The following is a 17239-nucleotide window of genomic DNA, read 5'->3' as shown; positions in this document are numbered from 1 at the left end:
TGTCAGGAGCCTCCGTCTTGGGTGAGCAGGTGGAGCAGGGGCGCGTCCGGGAGGGCTTCGTCGCCCTCCCACGCCCGGGCGAGCGTCCCGACCGCGCCGAGGTCGCCGTAGAGGACGCCGCCGACGAGCCGGCCGCCCCGGACGACGACCTTCCGGTACGCGCCGCGGGTGGCGTCGGCCAGCCGCACGGTGTCGTCGCCGGAGCGGGGCACGGGCTCGCCGAACGCGGCGAGTTCCAGCGCGTCCAGGCTGAGCCGGGTCAGCGCCCGCGTCCCCCGGTAGACGGCGTCGCCCCCGGCCAGGACCTCCGCCAGCACGTCGGCCTGTTCCAGGGCGGCACCGGCCAGCCCGTAGAGCCGGCCGTCGTGCTCGGCGCAGTCGCCGACCGCGTGGATGTACGGGTCGGAGGTGCGCAGCCGGTCGTCCACGACGATGCCGCGCCGCACGTCCAGGCCGGCCTCCAGGGCGAGCCCGACGCGCGGCCGCACCCCGCAGGCGAGGACCACCAGGTCCGCGTCGAGCACGAAGCCGTCGGCCAGCTCCACGGCGGTGACCGCGCCCTGCGGCGCCCGCAGCCCGCGCACCCGGCACTCCGTGTGCACCTCCACGCCGAGCCCGGCCAGGTGGCCGCGGAGCAGCGCGGACGCCTCGGCGTCGAGCTGGCGCTCCATCAGGTGCTCGCCCTGCTGGGCCAGCACCACCTCGGCGCCGCGGGCGGCCAGCGCGCGGGCGGCGGACACCCCGAGGAGGCCGCCGCCGACGACCACGGCCCGCGCCCCCGGACGCACCCGGGCGCCCAGCGCCAGGCAGTCGTCGAGCGTGCGGAACGCGTGCACCCCGGCCGGCAGCCGGTCGCCCTCGCTCCCGGCCGGGCCGCCGGTCACGCCGTTGGTCAGGCCGTTGGCCAGGCCGCGCAGCGGGGGCAGCACCGGGTTGGAGCCGGTGGCGAGGACCAGCCGGTCGTAGCCGACCCGGGTGCCGTCGGCGCAGCGCACCTCGCGGGCCTCCCGGTCGATCCCGGTGACGCGGGCCCCGCGCCGCACCGCCCCGCCCCGCGGCGCGGGCAGGGCGATCACCTCGGGCCCGTACCGGCCGGCGAGGACGTCCGCGAGCAGCACCCGGTTGTACGGGGCGTGCGGCTCCTCGCCGAGCAGGGTGACGGGCAGCCGCTCGGCGAGCCGCGCGCCCGCCGTTCCGCCGCCCACCACCACGATCCGTGTACTCATGCCCAGCAGCGTGCGTCGGCGGTGTTACCCGGCGGCATCCCGTGTGTTTCACGCGCGGAAAGCCGCCCTCAGCGCGGGCGCCCCGCGACGGTGAGGGCGGGGCGCGACCGGTCGGCGGCGGGGCGGGCCCGGCGGGCCTGGCGGGGCGGGCCGGGTGGTGGCGGGGTCGGCCGGTCGGCGGCGGGGTGCTGCGTGGTCGGTGGCGGTGGCGGTGGCGGGGCCGGGCGGTCGGCGGTGGGGCGCTGCGTGGTCGGTGGCGGGGCCGGGCGGTCGGTGGCGGGGGCGCCGCTTAGGGTCGGGGGGTGCCTGACATATCGGTGACCGCGCTCGTACTCCTCTGCCTCGCCGCCCTGCTGGCGGGATGGATCGACGCCGTGGTGGGCGGGGGCGGGCTGCTCCTGCTGCCCGCGCTGCTGCTCGGTGTGCCGAACGTGCCGGCCGCGCAGTGCCTGGGCACCAACAAGGCGGTGTCCATCGTCGGCACGACCGGTGCGGCCCTGACGTACGTCCGCAGGGCGCGGGTGCCCGTCGGCACGGCCGTGCGGGTCGGGCTGGCGGCGCTCGCCGGGTCGATGAGCGGGGCGTTCTTCGCGGCGGGCCTGAGCAGCGACGTACTGCGGCCCGTGATCCTGGTCGTGCTGCTGTGCGTCGCCGCGTTCGTGCTGCTGCGCCCGTCGTTCGGGACGGGGCCCGCGCCGGAGGGGCCCGTGCGGCGGACCCGCGTCGTCACGGCGGTCGTGCTGGTCGGCGGGGGACTGGGGTTGTACGACGGGCTGATCGGTCCCGGCACCGGCACCTTCCTGGTGCTGGCGCTCACCGCGGTGCTGCACCTGGACCTGGTCACCGCGTCGGCCACCGCGAAGGTCGTCAACGTGTGCACCAACGCCGGCGCCCTGGCGATGTTCGCCTACCAGGGCAACGTGATGTGGCGGCTCGCGGCGCTGATGGCGGTGTTCAACCTGGCGGGCGGCATGCTCGGCGCGCGGATGGCGCTGCGCAGGGGCGCGGAGTTCGTCCGCGGGGTGCTGCTGGTGGTGGTCTTCTCGCTGGTCGCCAAGCTGGCGTTCGACCAGTGGGCGTGACGGGGCGTCTCAGCGCGCGCCGATGAGATGGGCGTACGCGACGACGTTGCCCTGGTAGCCGGTGTCCGGGGCGAAGGCGCCGCCGCAGGTGATCACGCGCAGCTCGGCGCGGTCGGAGGGGCCGTAGACCTTCTCGTCGGGGAAGTCGTCGTTGTCGTAGACCTCCACGGCGTCGACGGTGAACACCGCGGTCCGCCCGTCCGCGCGGGCGACCTCCAGGCGGTCGCCCTTCTTCAGGGCGCCCAGCGCGTAGAAGACCGCGGGGCCCTGCTCGTTGTCGACGTGACCCGCCATGATCGCCGTGCCGCGGGCGCCGGGCGCGGCGCCCCCCTCGTACCAGCCGGCCAGGTTCCGGTCCCCGGCGGGCGGCACCTCCAGGCTGCCGTCCCCGGCGAGGCCGAGGCGCATGACGGGCGCGTCCACGCCGACGCGCGGGATGCGGACGCGTACCGGAGGGGAGGGCGGCAGGGGCGCGGCGGCCTCGGTGGTGTGCCAGCCGGGGCCCGCCGCGAACGCCTCGGCGGCGGACGGGACGGGCGGGGTCACCTCGCCGGATCCGCTCTGCACCAGCCACAGGCCGACACACGCGGCGACGGCTATGCCCCAGCCGGGCCTGCGGGTCTGCGGGTCGGCGGTGCCGCTCATGGGGTGACCTCCAGATGGCCGGGCGGGCGCGGGGCCGGGTTCCGCGAGGAGCCGGGGGCCGCGCGGGAGCCGGGCGCCGCGGGGGTCGGGGAGTCGGGGGGACCCCGCCCCCGCCGCGGTCTCGGGGCCGCGCGGCGGAGGCGGGGAGTTCGGGGGAGGAGAGGCGGGTGCCGGGCGTCGCCGGGGGCGGGACGCGGGGGATGGCGGGGGACCGGGGGCGGTGGGGCGGTCCCGGGAGCCGGGTGTCCGGGGGTCCCGGGGGCGGTGGGGCGGCCCCGGGAGTCCGGCAATCCGGGGGGCCGGGGGCCGGGGGCCGGGGGCCGGGGGACGGTGTCCGGGGGCGTGCGGGGTGCCGGGAGGGGCGCCCCGTGCGGGCTGTCCGGGGCGGGAGCGGGGCCGGGGGTGGGGGCGGGCGGCCGCCGGTGCGGTGCGGGGCGGCGGCCGCCCGCCGGGGGAGGAGCGCCCCGCCGAGGGGCGGGCGGGTGCTCCCGTAGGGGGGTGGGTCAGCCGTGGCCGCCGCTCGCCCGCCGGCGCATCGCCCACGCGCCGGCCGCCAGGGCGCCGGCGAGGACCGCCACGCCCGCCGCGACGCGGGTGGCGTCGGGGCCGACGCTGCCGCCCACGCCCGTCTTCACATGGCCCTGCGGCCCGACGTGCGTGGGGTGGTGCGTGGGGTGGTGGGTCGGCTGGTGGGTCGGGTGGTGCGTGGGGGCGCCGCCGTGCCGTACGACCAGGTCGCCGGCGGCGGTCCTGCCGTTGTCGCAGGCCACGACGATGCCGTAGGTGCCCGGCTTGGTGTGCTCCGGGACGCGGAAGGTGCCGACCGCCAGGTCCTTGTGCGAGCCCGGGCGCAGCTTGAACTCGCCCGCGCCCAGCGACCGCGCGTCGCCCACGCCGCGCCCGTCCGGCCCGCAGGCGCGGGTGCTGACCGTGACGCTCGTGCCGGGCTTCGCCGTGGACGGGGAGAGGTCCAGGGTCCCGTAGTCCCCGGCGTACGCCGCGGGGACGGCGAGGGCGCCGAGGCACAGGGCCGCGAGCGCGGTTGCGGTCAGCGGACGGGCAGTGGTGCGCATGGGGGTCCTCCGGGCGGCGTCGCTTGGAGCTGGTGTCCTGTCTCCGAGGAAAGGCCGGGTGCGTCCTCCCCGCCTGCTGACCGGCCGTCAGAACTGCCCGTCCGGGGCGGTGTTTTCGCAGGTCGGGCCCGTGAACTCGGCCTCTCCCGCGGGGCGCTGCGAACGGGTGACACGATCGGCGCTTGACCTCGACTTTGGTTGAGGTGTGAGGCTCCCGTGCATGGAGACCACCGCGCACACCCCCAGCCCGTCCCCGTCCCCGTCCCCGACCCGGACCCCGTCCGCCGGGCGGCCCCTGAAGCTGGCCGTCGTCGTCGCGAGCAACCGCGAGGGCCGCTTCGCCCCGGTCGTCGCCGACTGGTTCACCTCCAGGGCCCGGCGGCACACCGGCTTCACCGTGGACGTGATCGACCCGGCCCGGACCGAACTGCCGACCGCCCTCACCGGTGACCCGTCGCCCGCCCACCGGGAGCTGCTGGCGGAGGTCGGCGCGCGCCTCGCCGCCGCCGACGCCTTCGCCGTCGTCACCCCCGAGTACAACCACTCCTACCCGGCGCCCCTGAAGAACCTCGTCGACTGGTACCACGCCGAGTGGCACGCCAAGCCGGTCGCCTTCGTCTCGTACGGCGGGGTCTCCGGCGGCCTGCGCGCCGTCGAGCACCTGCGCCAGGTCTTCGCCGAACTGCACGCGGTCACCGTCCGCGACACGGTCTCGTTCCACCAGGCGTGGGGCCTCTTCGGCGACGACGGCGAACCGCTGGACCCCGCCGGGCCCGACGGCGCCGCCAAGAAGATGCTGGACCAGCTCGGCTGGTGGGGCCGCGCCCTGCGGACCGCCCGCGCCGAGCACCCCTACGCCGGCTGAGCGGGCCGCCGGCCGGGCGAGGGCGGGTCTACGCCGGCTGAGCGGGCCGCCGGCCGGGCGCGGGCGGGACGCAGGTCACACCGCGCGCCCGGCCGTCCGGCGAACCGGCGGCGCGGCGGGCGCGTCGGACAGGGCGGGGGCGGTACGCGCGGCGCGTGCCGGGGCGCAGGGGAGGGACGGATCATGCGGGGCTGGACACGGCGGCCGGTGCCGGGCAAGCGCGAGGGGCGGCTGCCCCGCGCACGCGGGGGGCGGCTGCTGCCCGGTACGCGCACGGGGCAGCGGCGGCTGGCCCAGGGCGTGATGCTGGCCTGCGTCCTGGCGCTCGCCCCGGCGACCTGGCTGCACACGAGCACCGCCGGGCAGCTGCGCACGGTCGCCGACGCGCCGGCCCGGGACGTGGCGGTCGTGTTCGGCGCCGGCCTGTGGAGGGGCCGCCCCACCCCGTACCTGGCGCATCGGCTCGACGCGGCGGCCGAGCTGTACCGCACGGGCAAGGCGAGGGTGGTCCTGGTGACCGGTGACAACAGCCGCCCCGACTACGACGAGCCGGACGCCATGCGCGCGTACCTGGTGGAGCGGGGCGTGCCCGGCGAGCGGATCGTCAGCGACTACGCCGGCTTCGACACCTGGGACTCCTGTGCGCGCGCCAAGAGGATCTTCGGCGTGGACCGGGCCGTCCTGGTCACCCAGGGCTTCCACATCCGCCGGGCGGTCGCCCTCTGCCGCGCGGCCGGGATCGAGTCGCACGGGGTGGGGGTGGCCGAACCGCTCGACGGCGTCTGGTACTACGGGGCGGTCCGCGAGCTCGCCGCCGCCGGGAAGGCCGCGGCCGACGCGGTGCTGCGGCCGGACCCGGTCTTCCTGGGCCGCCGGGAGACCGGGGTCACCGAGGCCCTGGCGTCCGCCGGGTAGCCGGGCGCGCCGGGCCCCGCTTCCCGCGCGTGCCGTGGGGGTCGCCCCCACCGCCGCCGTCGGGGCGGGAGGCCGGGCGCCGCCTCAGGGGCGGGCGGAGGTGTCCAGGAACCGGTGGAGGGAGGACGTCATGCTCTCCACGAAGGAGTCGCGGGTGTGCTCGGGTACCAGGTCCAGGGACAGGTAGGGGTTCAGGTCCTCCAGCTCGACGAGGAGCAGTTCGCCGCCTCGCGTGCGGCCGGCGTCCACACGCTGGATCCCGTGGTCGATCGTGTTCCAGTCGATGAAGCGCCGGGCGAAGGCGAGGTCGGCGCCGGTGGGCTCGTAGGGTTCGAGGACCCAGCGCCGCTCGGGGTCGGGGGCGTTGAGGGCGTACTGGAAGACGTCGTCGACGAAGTAGAAGGACACCTCGTAGCGGAAGTCGACGCGCGGCTGGACCAGGACGTCGCCGTAGGCGAGGTCGCCCAGCCGCTCGCCGGGTACGAAGGCCAGGCCGATGGAGTCCGCCCCCAGCTTCGGCTTGACCGCGTACTGTCCGGCCTCGGGCAGCAGGCGCACGTCCTCGGGCCGGTCGATGGTGGGGATGACCGGGTATCCGGCAGCCGTCAGGTCGAGCAGGTACTGCTTGCCCGCCATGTCACCCCGGCCGGACAACGGGTTGTAGACCCGGGTACCGCGGGCCCTCGCCTGCGCCCGGAAGGCGTCGTACTGCTCGCGGTAGTGCAGTACGGGCCCGCTGTTGCGGACCACGACCCCGTCGAAGGCGTCCATCAGCGCGGCGGCGTCCAGCGGGTGGCACAGGGCGACGTCGAAGGCGTCCCGCAGCCGCGAGGTCAGGAAGACGTCCTCGTCGCAGTAGCGCCGCCCGCGCGCCTGGTAGGCGAGGTCGGTCACGAACAGGACGCGGCGGCGGTCGGGCATCGCACCCCTCCTCGGGTCGTGCGAGGCAATCTACCCGCGTGCGGGTGGGCGACCACGCGCGCCCCCGCGCGCACGGCCCGCGGCCCGGGCGCCGCTCACCGTCCGCGGCGCGGGCGCCGCTCACCGTCCGCGGCGCGGGCGCCGCTCACCGTCCGCGGCGCGGGCCCCGGAGCGGGACGTACCCCGTGCGTAATACACCGGGACCACGGCCGTAACACGCGGGCCGCACGCTCGTCGGCATGCTCGCCACCGCCATCACCTCCACGCACTGCCCCTACTGCGCCCTGCAGTGCGGGATGAACCTCCGGCCCACCGAGGACGGCGGGGTCGACGTCGTGGAGCGCACGGACTTCCCCGTCAACCGGGGCGCCCTGTGCGGCAAGGGCCGCACCGCCCCGGCCGTGCTCTCCCCGTCCGTCCGGCTGACCGGCCCGCTGGTCCGCGACCGCGCCACGGGCCGGCTCGAACCGGCCGGCTGGGAGGAGGCGCTGCGGGCCGTCGCCGACGGACTGCGGCGCACCCGCGAGGCGCACGGGCCCGACGGGGTCGGCGTGTTCGGCGGCGGCGGGCTCACCAACGAGAAGGCCTACGCGCTCGGCAAGTTCGCCCGGCTCGTCCTCGGCACCTCGCAGATCGACTACAACGGCCGCTTCTGCATGTCGTCCGCCGCCGCCGCGCACACCAGGGCGTTCGGGCTCGACCGGGGACTGCCCTTCCCGCTGGAGGACATCCCCCGCACCGGCTGCGTCATCCTCGTCGGCTCCAACCTGGCGGAGACGATGCCCCCGGCCCTGCGCTACCTCACCGAACTGCGCGAGAACGGCGGCAAGCTGATCGTCGTCGACCCGCGCCGCACCCGCACCGCCGAACACGCCGACCTGCACCTCGCGCCCCGCCCCGGCACCGACCTCGCCCTCGCGCTCGGACTGCTCCACCTGGTGGTCGCCGAGGGCCGCGTGGACGAGGAGTTCGTCGCCGCGCGCACCAGCGGCTGGGCCGACGCCCGCGCCGCCGCCATGTCCCACTGGCCCGCCCTCGTCGAGCGCGTCACCGGCGTGCCGGTCCCCCTCCTGCGGGAGGCCGCCGCCCTGTTCTGCGACGCGCCGACCGGCATGGTGCTCACCGCGCGCGGCCCCGAGCAGCAGTCCAAGGGCACCGACACGGTCGGCGCGTGGATCAACCTGTGCCTGGCCACCGGTCGCGCCGGGCGCCCCCTGTCCGGGTACGGCTGCCTCACCGGCCAGGGCAACGGCCAGGGCGGGCGCGAGCACGGCCAGAAGGCCGACCAGCTGCCCGGCTACCGGAAGCTGGACGACCCCGCCGCGCGCGCCCACGTCGCCGCGGTGTGGGGCGTCGACCCGGACAGCCTGCCCGGACCCGGCCGCAGCGCGTACGAACTCCTCGACGCGCTCGGCCGGGACGTGCGGGCGCTGCTGCTGATGGGCTCCAACCCGGTCGTCTCCGCCCCGCGCGCCGCGCACGTCGAGGAGCGGCTGAGGTCGCTGGACTTCCTGGCCGTCGCCGACGTGGTGCTCTCCGAGACCGCCGCGCTCGCCGACGTCGTCCTGCCGGTCACGCAGTGGGCGGAGGAGACCGGCACCACCACCAGTCTGGAGGGCAGGGTCCTGCTGCGCCGCCGGGCGCTCACCCCGCCCGCCGGGGTCCGCACCGACCTGGAGGTGCTGCACGGTCTCGCGGGGCTGCTCGGCTGGGAGAAGGGCTTCCCGGCCGACCCCGAGGAGGTCTTCGACGAGCTGCGCCGCGCCTCCGCCGGGGGCCTCGCCGACTACGCGGGCATCAGCTACCGGCGGATCGCGCAGGAGGACGGCGTCTTCTGGCCGTGCCCCGACGCCGGCCACCCGGGCACGCCCCGGCTGTTCCTCGACCGGTTCGCCACCGAGGACGGCCGTGCCCGGTTCGTCCCGGTCACCCACCGGGCGGCGGCCGAGGAGACCGACGCGGAGTACCCGGTCGTCCTCACCACGGGCCGGGTCGTCTCGCAGTACCAGTCCGGCGCCCAGACGCGGCGGGTGGCGGAGCTGAACGCCGCCGCCCCGGGGCCGTTCGTCGAACTGCACCCGAGGCTCGCGGAGCGGGTCGGCGTCGCGGAGGGCGACCCGGTCGCGGTGGTGTCGCGGCGCGGGCGCGCCGTCGCCCCGGCCCGCATCACGGCGGGGATCCGGCCCGACACCGTGTTCATGCCGTTCCACTGGCCGGGGGAGGGCCGCGCCAACACGCTCACCAACCCGGCGCTCGACCCCACGTCGAGGATGCCCGAGTTCAAGGTGTGCGCGGTGCGCCTCGAACCGGCCCGCGGCTGAGCCAGTCGCCCGCCGGGATGCGCGGCCCCGGCACCGCCCCGGCCGCCGCCACGTACACCCACGCGGCGACCCGGGCCCCGTCCCGTACCCGCACCACCTCGCGGACCAGCCGCTCGTACAGGTTGCGCGGGTGACCCGGCCCGTGGAAGTCCTCCAGCCGGTCCAGCACGGCCAGCAGCCCCGCGTACGCGCCGGGCGCCGCGTGCACCAGCTCCCCGACGACCTCGCCGCCGCGCGGGTCGCGCACCGCGTACGGGTACCCGGGGCCGTCGTGGAGGGCGGCGCCCGGCAGCCGCGCGGGCTCCCCGCCCGCCGTGCGGCCCGCGAGGAAGCGGGCGTGGTTGTGCTCGCCGGGCCGCAGCGTGCCGTACACGAAGAAGGGCAGCTCGGCGGCGGTCACCCGGCCGACTCCCGCGCCACCCACGCCAGGTAGTCCGCGCCGCCCCGCACCACGGGCACGGCGATGATCTCCGGCGTGTCGTAGTCGTGGTGGCGGCGGATGTGCTCCTCCAGCGCGCCGTACCGCGCGGCGGCCGTCTTGAACAGCACCTGCCACTCGCGGGCCGTCTCGACGGCGCCCTCCCAGCGGTAGACGGAGGCCACCGGTCCGGACACCTGCGCGCAGGCGGCGAGGCGCGCCTCCACCGCGCTCCGCGCCAGCTCCTCGGCCTTGCCGGCGGCGTCGGTGGTGGTCAGGACGGTCAGTACGGTCGGTTCGTCGGTCACGCTCGCGCTCCTCCTCCTCGGGTACGCCGCCCCCAGCATGGCACCGGCGCCCCGCGCGCGGACCCGGTCAGGGGCGCGGGTGCAGCGGTACGGGCGGCCGGTCGAGGCGGATGCCGAAGCGGTCCCGGTACACGGCGAGCAGTTCACCGTCGCCGGACAGCACCCGCTCCGTCCGCGAGCCGTCCTCGGTGGTGATGAGGCGGCGACCGCTCAGCGTGACGCGGCCCCGTCCGGTGAGGAGCGAGCAGACCGGGGAGCGGGTGAACGGCGACTCGGGGGAGGTGCGGTGCCACCAGGCGCCGACGGCGAAGTCGGCGAGCGCGCGCGGGCGCCGCTCCAGCCGGTAGCGGGGCCTCCCGTCCCGTACGACGTCCAGGTCACCGTCCGCGCCGGCCGCCGTACCCGTACCCGCGCCGGAGTCCTCTCCCGCGCCGTCCTCCGGTCCCTCTCCCGCGCCGTCCTCCGGTCCCTCTCCCGCGCCGTCCTCCGGTTCGGCGCCCCCGCCGTCCTCCGGTCCCGGACCGGGCGCCTCCACGATCCGGAAGACACCCGCCGGGTCCTCCTGCTCGCCGCGCTCGTCCAGGTCGAGCGGGAAGTGGCTGTGGTCGCCGAAGCCCACGTCGGTCAGCCAGGCCCGCCCGCCGCCGTCGGCCGCCCGGACCCGCAGGGCGAGGTGGTCGTACGGGATGCCGGGGTGCCCGTCGTCGCCGTACACGCGGGCCTGGAGCAGCTCCACCCGGTAGCCGAGGGCGCGCAGCAGCGCCGCGAAGGCGCCGTTCAGTTCGTAGCAGAAGCCGCCGCGCCCCCGGTCCACGACCTTGCCGACGAGCGCCGCAGCGTCCAGCACGACGTCCTCGCGGAGGTGGACGGACAGGTTCTCGAACGGCACGGCCTCCAGGTGCCGGAGCTGGAGCTCGCGCAGGGCGGCCTCGGTGGGGCGGTCGGGCCGCTCGGCGCCGATGCGGCGCAGGTACGCGTCGACCCGCTCGGGCGGCAGGGGGTCCAGGGAGTCCATGCCCCCAGTCTCACCACCCGCCGGGCCCGCCACCATCGGCCGCTGGTCCCGGTCACGGGCCGGTCCCGGTCCTAGGACCGGGGCTCAGTCCCCCCGCGACGCGCACCCGCCGCCGCGCGCATCCGCCCCGCCCCGAGCCACCGGGCGCCGCGCGGTCCGCCAGGGCGGGGGTCCGCCGCACCAGGTGAGGGGACGCCAAAGGGCCCGTCACCGCCGTGCAACACGCCCGCAATCCGCGCCCGCCAGGATCGGCGGGCGTACCCCACCCGCCTCCGCCCCGCCCGGCCCCACCGCCCCCGCCCCGAGTCCCCGGCACCCCCGCCCCTCCCGTCCGCATCCGTCTCGCCCCGCCTCCCCCCACACCCACGTCCCACCCCGCATCCGCCGCCCCCGCCGAACGCGAAGGCCGTTCATGAGCATCCCCACCCTGGTCGCCGTCGCCCACGGCAGCCGCGACCCCCGCGCCCTGCCCGCCGTGGCCGCCCTCCTCGACCGCGTCCGCGCCCTGCGCCCCGGACTGCCGGTCCGCCTCGGCCACGTCGAGCTGAACGCCCCCCTCCTCACCGACACCCTCGACGCCCTGCCGGCGGGCGGCGACGCCGTCCTCGTCCCGCTTCTCTTCGGGCCCGGCCACCACGTCAAGCACGACCTGCCGCGCGCCGCCCTGGCCGCGGCGCCCCGCACGCGCGTCCGCGTCGCCGCCCCGCTCGGTCCGCACCCGCTGCTCGCCGAGGCCCTGCACGACCGGCTCACCGAGGCCGGCTGGCGCCCCGGCCCCCGTGCGCGCCGCACCGCCGGGGTCGTCCTGGCCGCCGCCGGGTCCCGCGACCCCGAGTCCACCGCGGGCACCCGGCGCCTCGCCGCCCTGCTCGGCGAACGCCTCGACGGCGTGCCCGTCGTCCCCGCCTACGCCTCCGCCGCCTCCCCGACCGTCCCCGAGGCGGTGCGGGAGCTCGCCGCGCGCGGCCGGACCCGTATCGCCGTGGCCTCCTGCTTCGCCGCGCCCGGCCTGTTCGCCACCCGCAGCGCCGCCGCCGCGCCCTGGATCGCCGCCGCCCCGCTGGGCGCGCACCCCGCCCTCGCCCGCCTCGTCCTGCACCGCTACGACCAGGCCGCCGGGCAGGACCCCGCCCGCCCCGCCACCGCCCGAGCCGCGCTCCACACCACCGCCTGAGCCCCGGCCCGCGCCCCCACCGCCGAACCCGCCCCGGCCCGTCAGACCACCCCACCCGCACCCCACCCCCGAACACCGCCCCACCCCCGAACACCGCCCCACCGCCGAGCACCGCCCCACCGTCCGCACCACCCCACCCCCGCCCCCCACCGTCCGCACCGCCCGCACCACCACACCCCCCGCACCCCCGCCCGCCCCACCGCACGCATACCGTCACCCCCGGCGGTTACCTTCACTCCATGAACGGCACGGCAGGCACGACCCCCCGAGACAGCGCGTACGACGCGGCCGCCACCGAGCGCTGGGCCCCCGAGCCCGACAAGCGACCCGGCCGCACCGCCTTCCAGCGGGACCGGGCCCGCGTCCTGCACTCCTCGGCCCTGCGCCGCCTCGCCGGCAAGACCCAGGTCGTCACCCCCGGCACCACCCCCCGCGTCGACGCCTCCGCCCCGGCCGGCGGGCCCGCCGCCTCCGCGTGGGACGCCAGCCCCCGCACCCGGCTCACCCACTCCCTCGAATGCGCCCAGGTGGGCCGGGAGCTGGGCGCCGCGCTCGGCTGCGACCCCGACCTGGTGGAGGCCGCCTGCCTCGCCCACGACATGGGCCACCCCCCGTTCGGCCACAACGGCGAGCAGGCCCTCAACGAGTTCGCCGAGGACTGCGGCGGCTTCGAGGGCAACGCCCAGTCGCTGCGCCTCCTCACCCGCATCGAGCCCAAGCGGTTCGTCCCCGACCCGGCCACCGGCGACCTCGTCAGCGTCGGCCTCAACCTCACCCGCGCCGCCCTCGACGCCGCCACCAAGTACCCGTGGCCGCGCGGCGCCCACCCCGCCGGCCCGGACGCGCCGAAGTTCGGCGTGTACGAGGACGACCTGCCCGTCTTCGCGTGGGCCCGCCAGGGCGCCCCCGAGGGCCGCACCTGCTTCGAGGCCCAGGTCATGGACTGGTCCGACGACGTCGCCTACTCGGTCCACGACTTCGAGGACGGCCTGCACGCCGGGCACATCGACCCCGCCCTGCTCCTCGCGGAGGCCGAGCGCGCCGAGATCTGGCGCGTCGCGCTCGGCCGCTACGTCCCCGCGGCCACCGACCCGCAGGAGCTCGCCGACGCCCTGGACCGGCTCATGGCCCAGGAGTGGTGGCCGCACGGCTACGACGGCACCGCCCTCGCCCAGGCCCGCCTCAAGGACGCCACCAGCCAGCTCATCGGCCGCTTCTGCCTCGCCGCCGAGGCCGCCACCCGCCAGGCGTACGGCTCGGGCCGCCTCACCCGGTACGGCGCCGGCCTCGTCGTCCCCCGCGAGACCCGCCACGAGTGCGCCGTCCTCAAGGCCGTCGCCGACCGGTACGTGATGCAGCGCGCCGAACAGGAGGCGCTCCGCGCCGACCAGCGGGTCGTCATCGCCGAGCTGGCCGACGCCCTCGTCCGGCGCGCCCCCGACGGCCTCGACCCGCAGTTCCGCGCCCTGTTCGACGCCGCGCCCGACGACCGGGCCCGCAAGCGGGTCGTCGTCGACCAGATCGCCTCCTACACCGACGCCACCGCCCGCGCCCTGCACGCCCGGCTCACCGCGCCGCGGGCCGCCGGCGGGATCCGTTAGGTCCTCTTCCGCGCCCCGGCCCGGTGCGGGACCCTCCGTAGGGCGTCACGGCCGGACGGCGGCGCGCGGCGTAGCGTGGGCACGGACGAACCGTGCATTCCGGGGTAGGAGGCGACAAGTGGTCGACGCAGATGAGACCTTCGTCATCGTGGGCGCGGGACTGGCCGGCGCCAAGGCGGCCGAGGCCCTCCGCGCCGAGGGGTTCTCCGGCCGCGTGATCCTCGTCGGCGACGAGCGCGAGCGCCCCTACGAGCGCCCGCCGCTCTCCAAGGGCTACCTCACCGGCAAGGACGGGCGCGACGGCGCCTTCGTCCACGAGCCGGGCTGGTACGCCCGCCACGACGTGGAGCTCCACCTCGGCCAGCCCGTCACCGCCATCGACCGCGACGGGCGGACCGTCCGCCTCGGCGACGGCACCGTCCTCGGCTACGACCGGCTGCTGATCGCCACCGGCGCCGAGCCGCGCCGCCTGGACGTCCCCGGAACGGACCTCGCGGGCGTGCACCACCTGCGCCGCCTCTGCCACGCCGACCGGCTCCAGGGCGTCCTCGCCGCCCTCGGCCGCGACAACGGCCACCTGGTCATCGCCGGGGCCGGCTGGATCGGCCTGGAGGTCGCCGCCGCCGCCCGCGGCTACGGCGCCGAGGTGACCGTCGTCGAACCGGCCCCCACCCCGCTGCACCAGGTCGTCGGCCCCGAGATCGGCCAGATGTTCACCGACCTCCACGCCGAGCACGGCGTCCGCTTCCACTTCGGCACCCGCCTCACCGAGATCGTCGGCCAGGACGGCGTGGTCCTCGCCGCCCGCACCGACGACGGCGACGAGCACCCGGCGCACGCCGTGCTCGCCGCCGTCGGCGCCGTGCCCCGCACCGCCCTCGCCGAGACCGCGGGCCTCGCCCTCGCCGACCGGGCCCACGGCGGGGGCATCGCCGTGGACGCGTCGCTGCGCACCTCCGACCCGCACATCTTCGCCGCCGGGGACGTCGCCGCCGCCCACCACCCGCTGCTGGGCCGGCGGCTGCGGGTCGAGCACTGGGCCAACGCCCTGAACGGCGGCCCCGCCGCCGCCCGCGCCATGCTCGGCCGGGACGTCTCGTACGACCGGGTGCCGTACTTCTTCTCCGACCAGTACGACCTGGGCCTGGAGTACTCGGGCTGGGCGCCGCCCGGCTCGTACGACCAGGTGGTGCTGCGCGGTGACGCGGGGCGGCGGCGGTTCATCGCCTTCTGGCTGAAGGAGCGCCGCGTCCTGGCCGGGATGAACGTGAACGTGTGGGACGTCACGGAGTCCATCCAGGAGCTGGTCCGCGCGGGCGCGGCGGGCGCCACCGTCGACCCGGACGCGCTCGCCGACCCCTCCGCCCCGCTCGGCTCCCTCCCGCCGGGGGACTGAGGCAGCCCCGCGCCGGGGCCGGCCCCGCGGGCCCGCGGCCGGACCGCCCCCGGGCGCCCCGGCCCGCAGGCGCGAACCCGCGTCCCCCGTGTGCTGCCGTCGCCGGCCACGGCCCCCGTGCCGTGTCCCGAGCGGGGAGCGGCCCCCGCGCGTCCCCGTGCCGTGCCCCGAGCGGGGAGCGGCCCCAGCGCGTCCCCGTGCGGTGTCCTCGCGGGAGGCGACCCCCGCGCGCCCCCGTAGAATTCCCGCGTGGCAGGCAGGATCAACGATGACGACGTGAAGGCGGTACGGGACGCCGTCCCGATCGACGCCGTCGTGTCCGAGTACCTCCAGCTGCGCAGCGCCGGGGGCGGCAACCTCAAGGGCCTGTGCCCCTTCCACGACGAGAAGTCCCCCTCCTTCCAGGTCAGCCCCAGCAAGGGTCTCTTCCACTGCTTCGGCTGCCAGGAGGGCGGGGACACCATCGCCTTCGTCATGAAGATCGACCACCTCTCCTTCTCGGAGACGGTCGAGCGCCTCGCCGCCCGCGCGGGGATCACCCTCCGCTACGAGGAGGGCGGCTACAACCCCACCCACCAGCGCGGGGAGCGCATCCGCCTGATCGAGGCGCACAAGGCCGCCGCCGCGTACTACGCCGGGCAGCTGGCCGGGGCGGAGGCGGAGATCGGGCGCCGCTTCCTCGCCGAGCGCGGCTTCGACCAGGCCGCCGCCGAGCACTTCGGCGTCGGCTACAGCCCGGCCGGCTGGGACCACCTCACGCGCTACCTGCGCGGCAAGGGCTTCTCCGACAAGGAGCTGATCCTCTCCGGGCTGTCGCAGGACGGCCGCCGGGGCCCCATCGACCGCTTCCGCGGCCGGCTCATGTGGCCCATCCGCGACGTCGGCGGCGACGTGGTCGGCTTCGGCGCCCGCCGCCTGCGCGACGACGACAACGGCCCCAAGTACCTCAACACCCCCGAGACGCCGATCTACCGCAAGTCGCAGGTGCTCTACGGGATCGACCTCGCCAAGAAGGACATCGCCAAGGCGAGCCGCGCCGTCGTGGTCGAGGGCTACACCGACGTCATGGCCTGCCACCTCGCCGGGGTGACCACCGCCATCGCGACCTGCGGCACGGCCTTCGGCGGCGATCACATCAAGATCCTGCGCCGGCTGCTGATGGACAACGGCTCGGCCCGCGTCATCTTCACCTTCGACGGCGACGCGGCCGGGCAGAAGGCGGCGCTGCGGGCGTTCGAGGACGACCAGAAGTTCGCCGCCGAGACCTACATCGCCATCGCCCCGGACGGCATGGACCCCTGCGAGCTGCGGCTGGTCAAGGGCGACGACGCCGTGCGGGAGCTGGTGGAGCCGCGCACCCCGCTGTTCGAGTTCGCGCTGCGGCAGATCGTGGGCCGCTACGACCTGGAGACCCCGGCCGGCCGGGCCGCCGCCCTGGACGAGGCGGCGCCGATCGTCGCCCGGATCAAGAACGTCGCCTCGCAGCACGAGGTGGCCGTCGAGCTGGCCGGGATGCTCGGCATCCTCGACACCCAGTTCGTCGTCAAGCGCGTCGCCCAGCTCGCCCGCTGGGCGCGGGAGCGCGGCGGCGCCCCCGACGGCCGCGCCCGCCCCGGCGCGGGCCCCCGCCCCGGCCCCCGGCAGCCCGCCGGGCCCGCCGCGCTCGGCCCCGCGCAGCCGTCCTTCACCGGCCCGGCCCTCAACCTGCGCAGCCCCGCCCACCGCACCGAGCGCGAGCTGCTGAAGCTCGCCCTCCAGTACCCGGCGCTGGTGTCCCCGGCCTTCGACGCCTACGGCGCCGACGAGTTCACCGCCCCCCCGTACGCGGCGGTGCGCCGCACCATCGCCGAGGCGGGCGGCGCCGCGCAGGGCGTGGACAACGCCCCCGACTACCTGGCGCGGGTGCGTGAGGCCGCCGCGGACGACACGGTCCGCGCGCTCGTCACGGAGCTGGCCGTGGAGGCCGTCCTCACCCGCGCGGTCGACGAGGCGTACGCCGGGGAGCAGCTGGTCCAGGTCCGGCTCCGCGCCGTCGACCGCCGGGTCCGCGAGGTGCAGGGCTCGCTGGCCCGGCTGGGCGCGCACGGCGACCCCGAGCGGCTGGCCGCCGTCCAGAACGAGCTGTGGGTCCTCCAGCAGTACGCCCAGTCGCTGCGCAACCACGGCGCTTCCGCCCTCTGAGGCGCCGCGCCCCCCGTCCGCCGTACCGGCGGGTGGTCGCGCCGTCACGCACCGGTCGCAAAAAGTGGGCGCACGACCCTCGTGGCGGTGATGTGCCG

General features: G+C 77.2%; 15 protein-coding genes. 8 read left to right on the top strand and 7 right to left on the bottom strand.

Features of this window, described 5'->3' with window-relative positions; genetic code table 11:
- Positions 1–2 precede the first annotated feature (2 nt).
- On the bottom strand, positions 3–1226 hold the full coding sequence (locus tag CP974_RS08935) for an NAD(P)/FAD-dependent oxidoreductase (protein ID WP_031134745.1): 1224 nt from the start codon (positions 1224–1226) through the stop codon (positions 3–5).
- Between the two features lie 302 nt (positions 1227–1528).
- Here CP974_RS08935 and CP974_RS08930 point away from each other — a divergent pair, with 302 nt between their 5' ends.
- On the top strand, positions 1529–2308 hold the full coding sequence (locus tag CP974_RS08930; RefSeq protein ID WP_031134743.1) for a sulfite exporter TauE/SafE family protein: 780 nt from the start codon (positions 1529–1531) through the stop codon (positions 2306–2308).
- A 9-nt stretch (positions 2309–2317) separates the two neighbouring features.
- Here the strand turns inward: CP974_RS08930 and CP974_RS08925 are convergent, their stop codons facing one another.
- Together CP974_RS08925 and CP974_RS08920 are read right to left on the bottom strand one after the other, a co-directional pair.
- Entirely contained in the window at positions 2318–2953 is a 636-nt protein-coding gene (locus CP974_RS08925) for a class F sortase (protein ID WP_031134741.1), read from the bottom strand.
- A 503-nt stretch (positions 2954–3456) separates the two neighbouring features.
- Positions 3457–4026 carry a hypothetical protein gene (locus CP974_RS08920; protein WP_031135402.1) on the bottom strand — a complete coding sequence of 190 codons (570 nt, stop codon included), beginning with the start codon at positions 4024–4026 and terminating at the stop codon, positions 3457–3459.
- Between the two features lie 220 nt (positions 4027–4246).
- Between CP974_RS08920 and CP974_RS08915 the strand changes: the two genes are divergently transcribed.
- Positions 4247–4891 (top strand): NADPH-dependent FMN reductase, encoded by a 645-nt coding sequence (locus tag CP974_RS08915; protein WP_031135400.1) that lies wholly within the window; start codon positions 4247–4249, stop codon positions 4889–4891.
- Between the two features lie 183 nt (positions 4892–5074).
- Positions 5075–5806 (top strand): SanA/YdcF family protein, encoded by a 732-nt coding sequence (locus CP974_RS08910; protein ID WP_078915838.1) that lies wholly within the window; start codon positions 5075–5077, stop codon positions 5804–5806.
- A gap of 84 nt (positions 5807–5890) precedes the next feature.
- Here the strand turns inward: CP974_RS08910 and CP974_RS08905 are convergent, their stop codons facing one another.
- On the bottom strand, positions 5891–6727 hold the full coding sequence (locus tag CP974_RS08905; RefSeq protein ID WP_031135396.1) for an ATP-grasp domain-containing protein: 837 nt from the start codon (positions 6725–6727) through the stop codon (positions 5891–5893).
- A 239-nt stretch (positions 6728–6966) separates the two neighbouring features.
- Here CP974_RS08905 and CP974_RS08900 point away from each other — a divergent pair, with 239 nt between their 5' ends.
- Positions 6967–9048 (top strand): molybdopterin oxidoreductase family protein, encoded by a 2082-nt coding sequence (locus tag CP974_RS08900; RefSeq protein ID WP_031135394.1) that lies wholly within the window; start codon positions 6967–6969, stop codon positions 9046–9048.
- On the opposite strand, the gene CP974_RS08895 is transcribed toward CP974_RS08900, so the two are convergent.
- From CP974_RS08895 to CP974_RS08885, 3 genes are read right to left on the bottom strand one after another with little or no spacing between them, the layout of a single operon-like run.
- Positions 9008–9448 carry a gamma-glutamylcyclotransferase family protein gene (locus CP974_RS08895; RefSeq protein WP_031135392.1) on the bottom strand — a complete coding sequence of 147 codons (441 nt, stop codon included), beginning with the start codon at positions 9446–9448 and terminating at the stop codon, positions 9008–9010. The genes CP974_RS08900 and CP974_RS08895 overlap by 41 nt on opposite strands.
- Entirely contained in the window at positions 9445–9813 is a 369-nt protein-coding gene (gene cutA / locus CP974_RS08890; protein ID WP_078915837.1) for a divalent-cation tolerance protein CutA, read from the bottom strand. Before cutA ends, CP974_RS08895 begins: the two co-directional genes overlap by 4 nt.
- Positions 9814–9841: 28 nt before the next feature.
- The gene (locus CP974_RS08885) at positions 9842–10789 is read right to left on the bottom strand and encodes an arylamine N-acetyltransferase family protein (RefSeq protein ID WP_191092841.1); all 948 of its coding nucleotides are present in this window, start codon (positions 10787–10789) and stop codon (positions 9842–9844) included.
- A gap of 412 nt (positions 10790–11201) precedes the next feature.
- Here CP974_RS08885 and CP974_RS08880 point away from each other — a divergent pair, with 412 nt between their 5' ends.
- The 4 genes from CP974_RS08880 (at position 11202) to dnaG (ending at position 17141) form a co-directional block, all read left to right on the top strand.
- Complete coding sequence (locus CP974_RS08880) at positions 11202–11963, top strand: sirohydrochlorin chelatase (protein WP_031137417.1); 762 nt, start codon at positions 11202–11204, stop codon at positions 11961–11963.
- Positions 11964–12202: 239 nt separating this feature from the next.
- Positions 12203–13564 (top strand): deoxyguanosinetriphosphate triphosphohydrolase, encoded by a 1362-nt coding sequence (locus CP974_RS08875; protein WP_031136500.1) that lies wholly within the window; start codon positions 12203–12205, stop codon positions 13562–13564.
- A gap of 118 nt (positions 13565–13682) precedes the next feature.
- Complete coding sequence (locus tag CP974_RS08870) at positions 13683–14960, top strand: NAD(P)/FAD-dependent oxidoreductase (RefSeq protein WP_031136498.1); 1278 nt, start codon at positions 13683–13685, stop codon at positions 14958–14960.
- 249 nt (positions 14961–15209) lie between these two features.
- Positions 15210–17141: a DNA primase gene (gene dnaG / locus CP974_RS08865; RefSeq protein ID WP_085921264.1), complete on the top strand. Its 1932-nt coding sequence runs from the start codon at positions 15210–15212 to the stop codon at positions 17139–17141.
- The last annotated feature ends 98 nt before the right edge of the window (positions 17142–17239 follow it).

Origin of the sequence: Streptomyces fradiae ATCC 10745 = DSM 40063 (genome assembly GCF_008704425.1) — a bacterium.
Lineage (GTDB): Bacteria > Actinomycetota > Actinomycetes > Streptomycetales > Streptomycetaceae > Streptomyces > Streptomyces fradiae.
The sequence above is the reverse complement of the archived record's forward strand: the minus strand, read 5'-3'. Positions and strand labels throughout refer to the sequence as shown.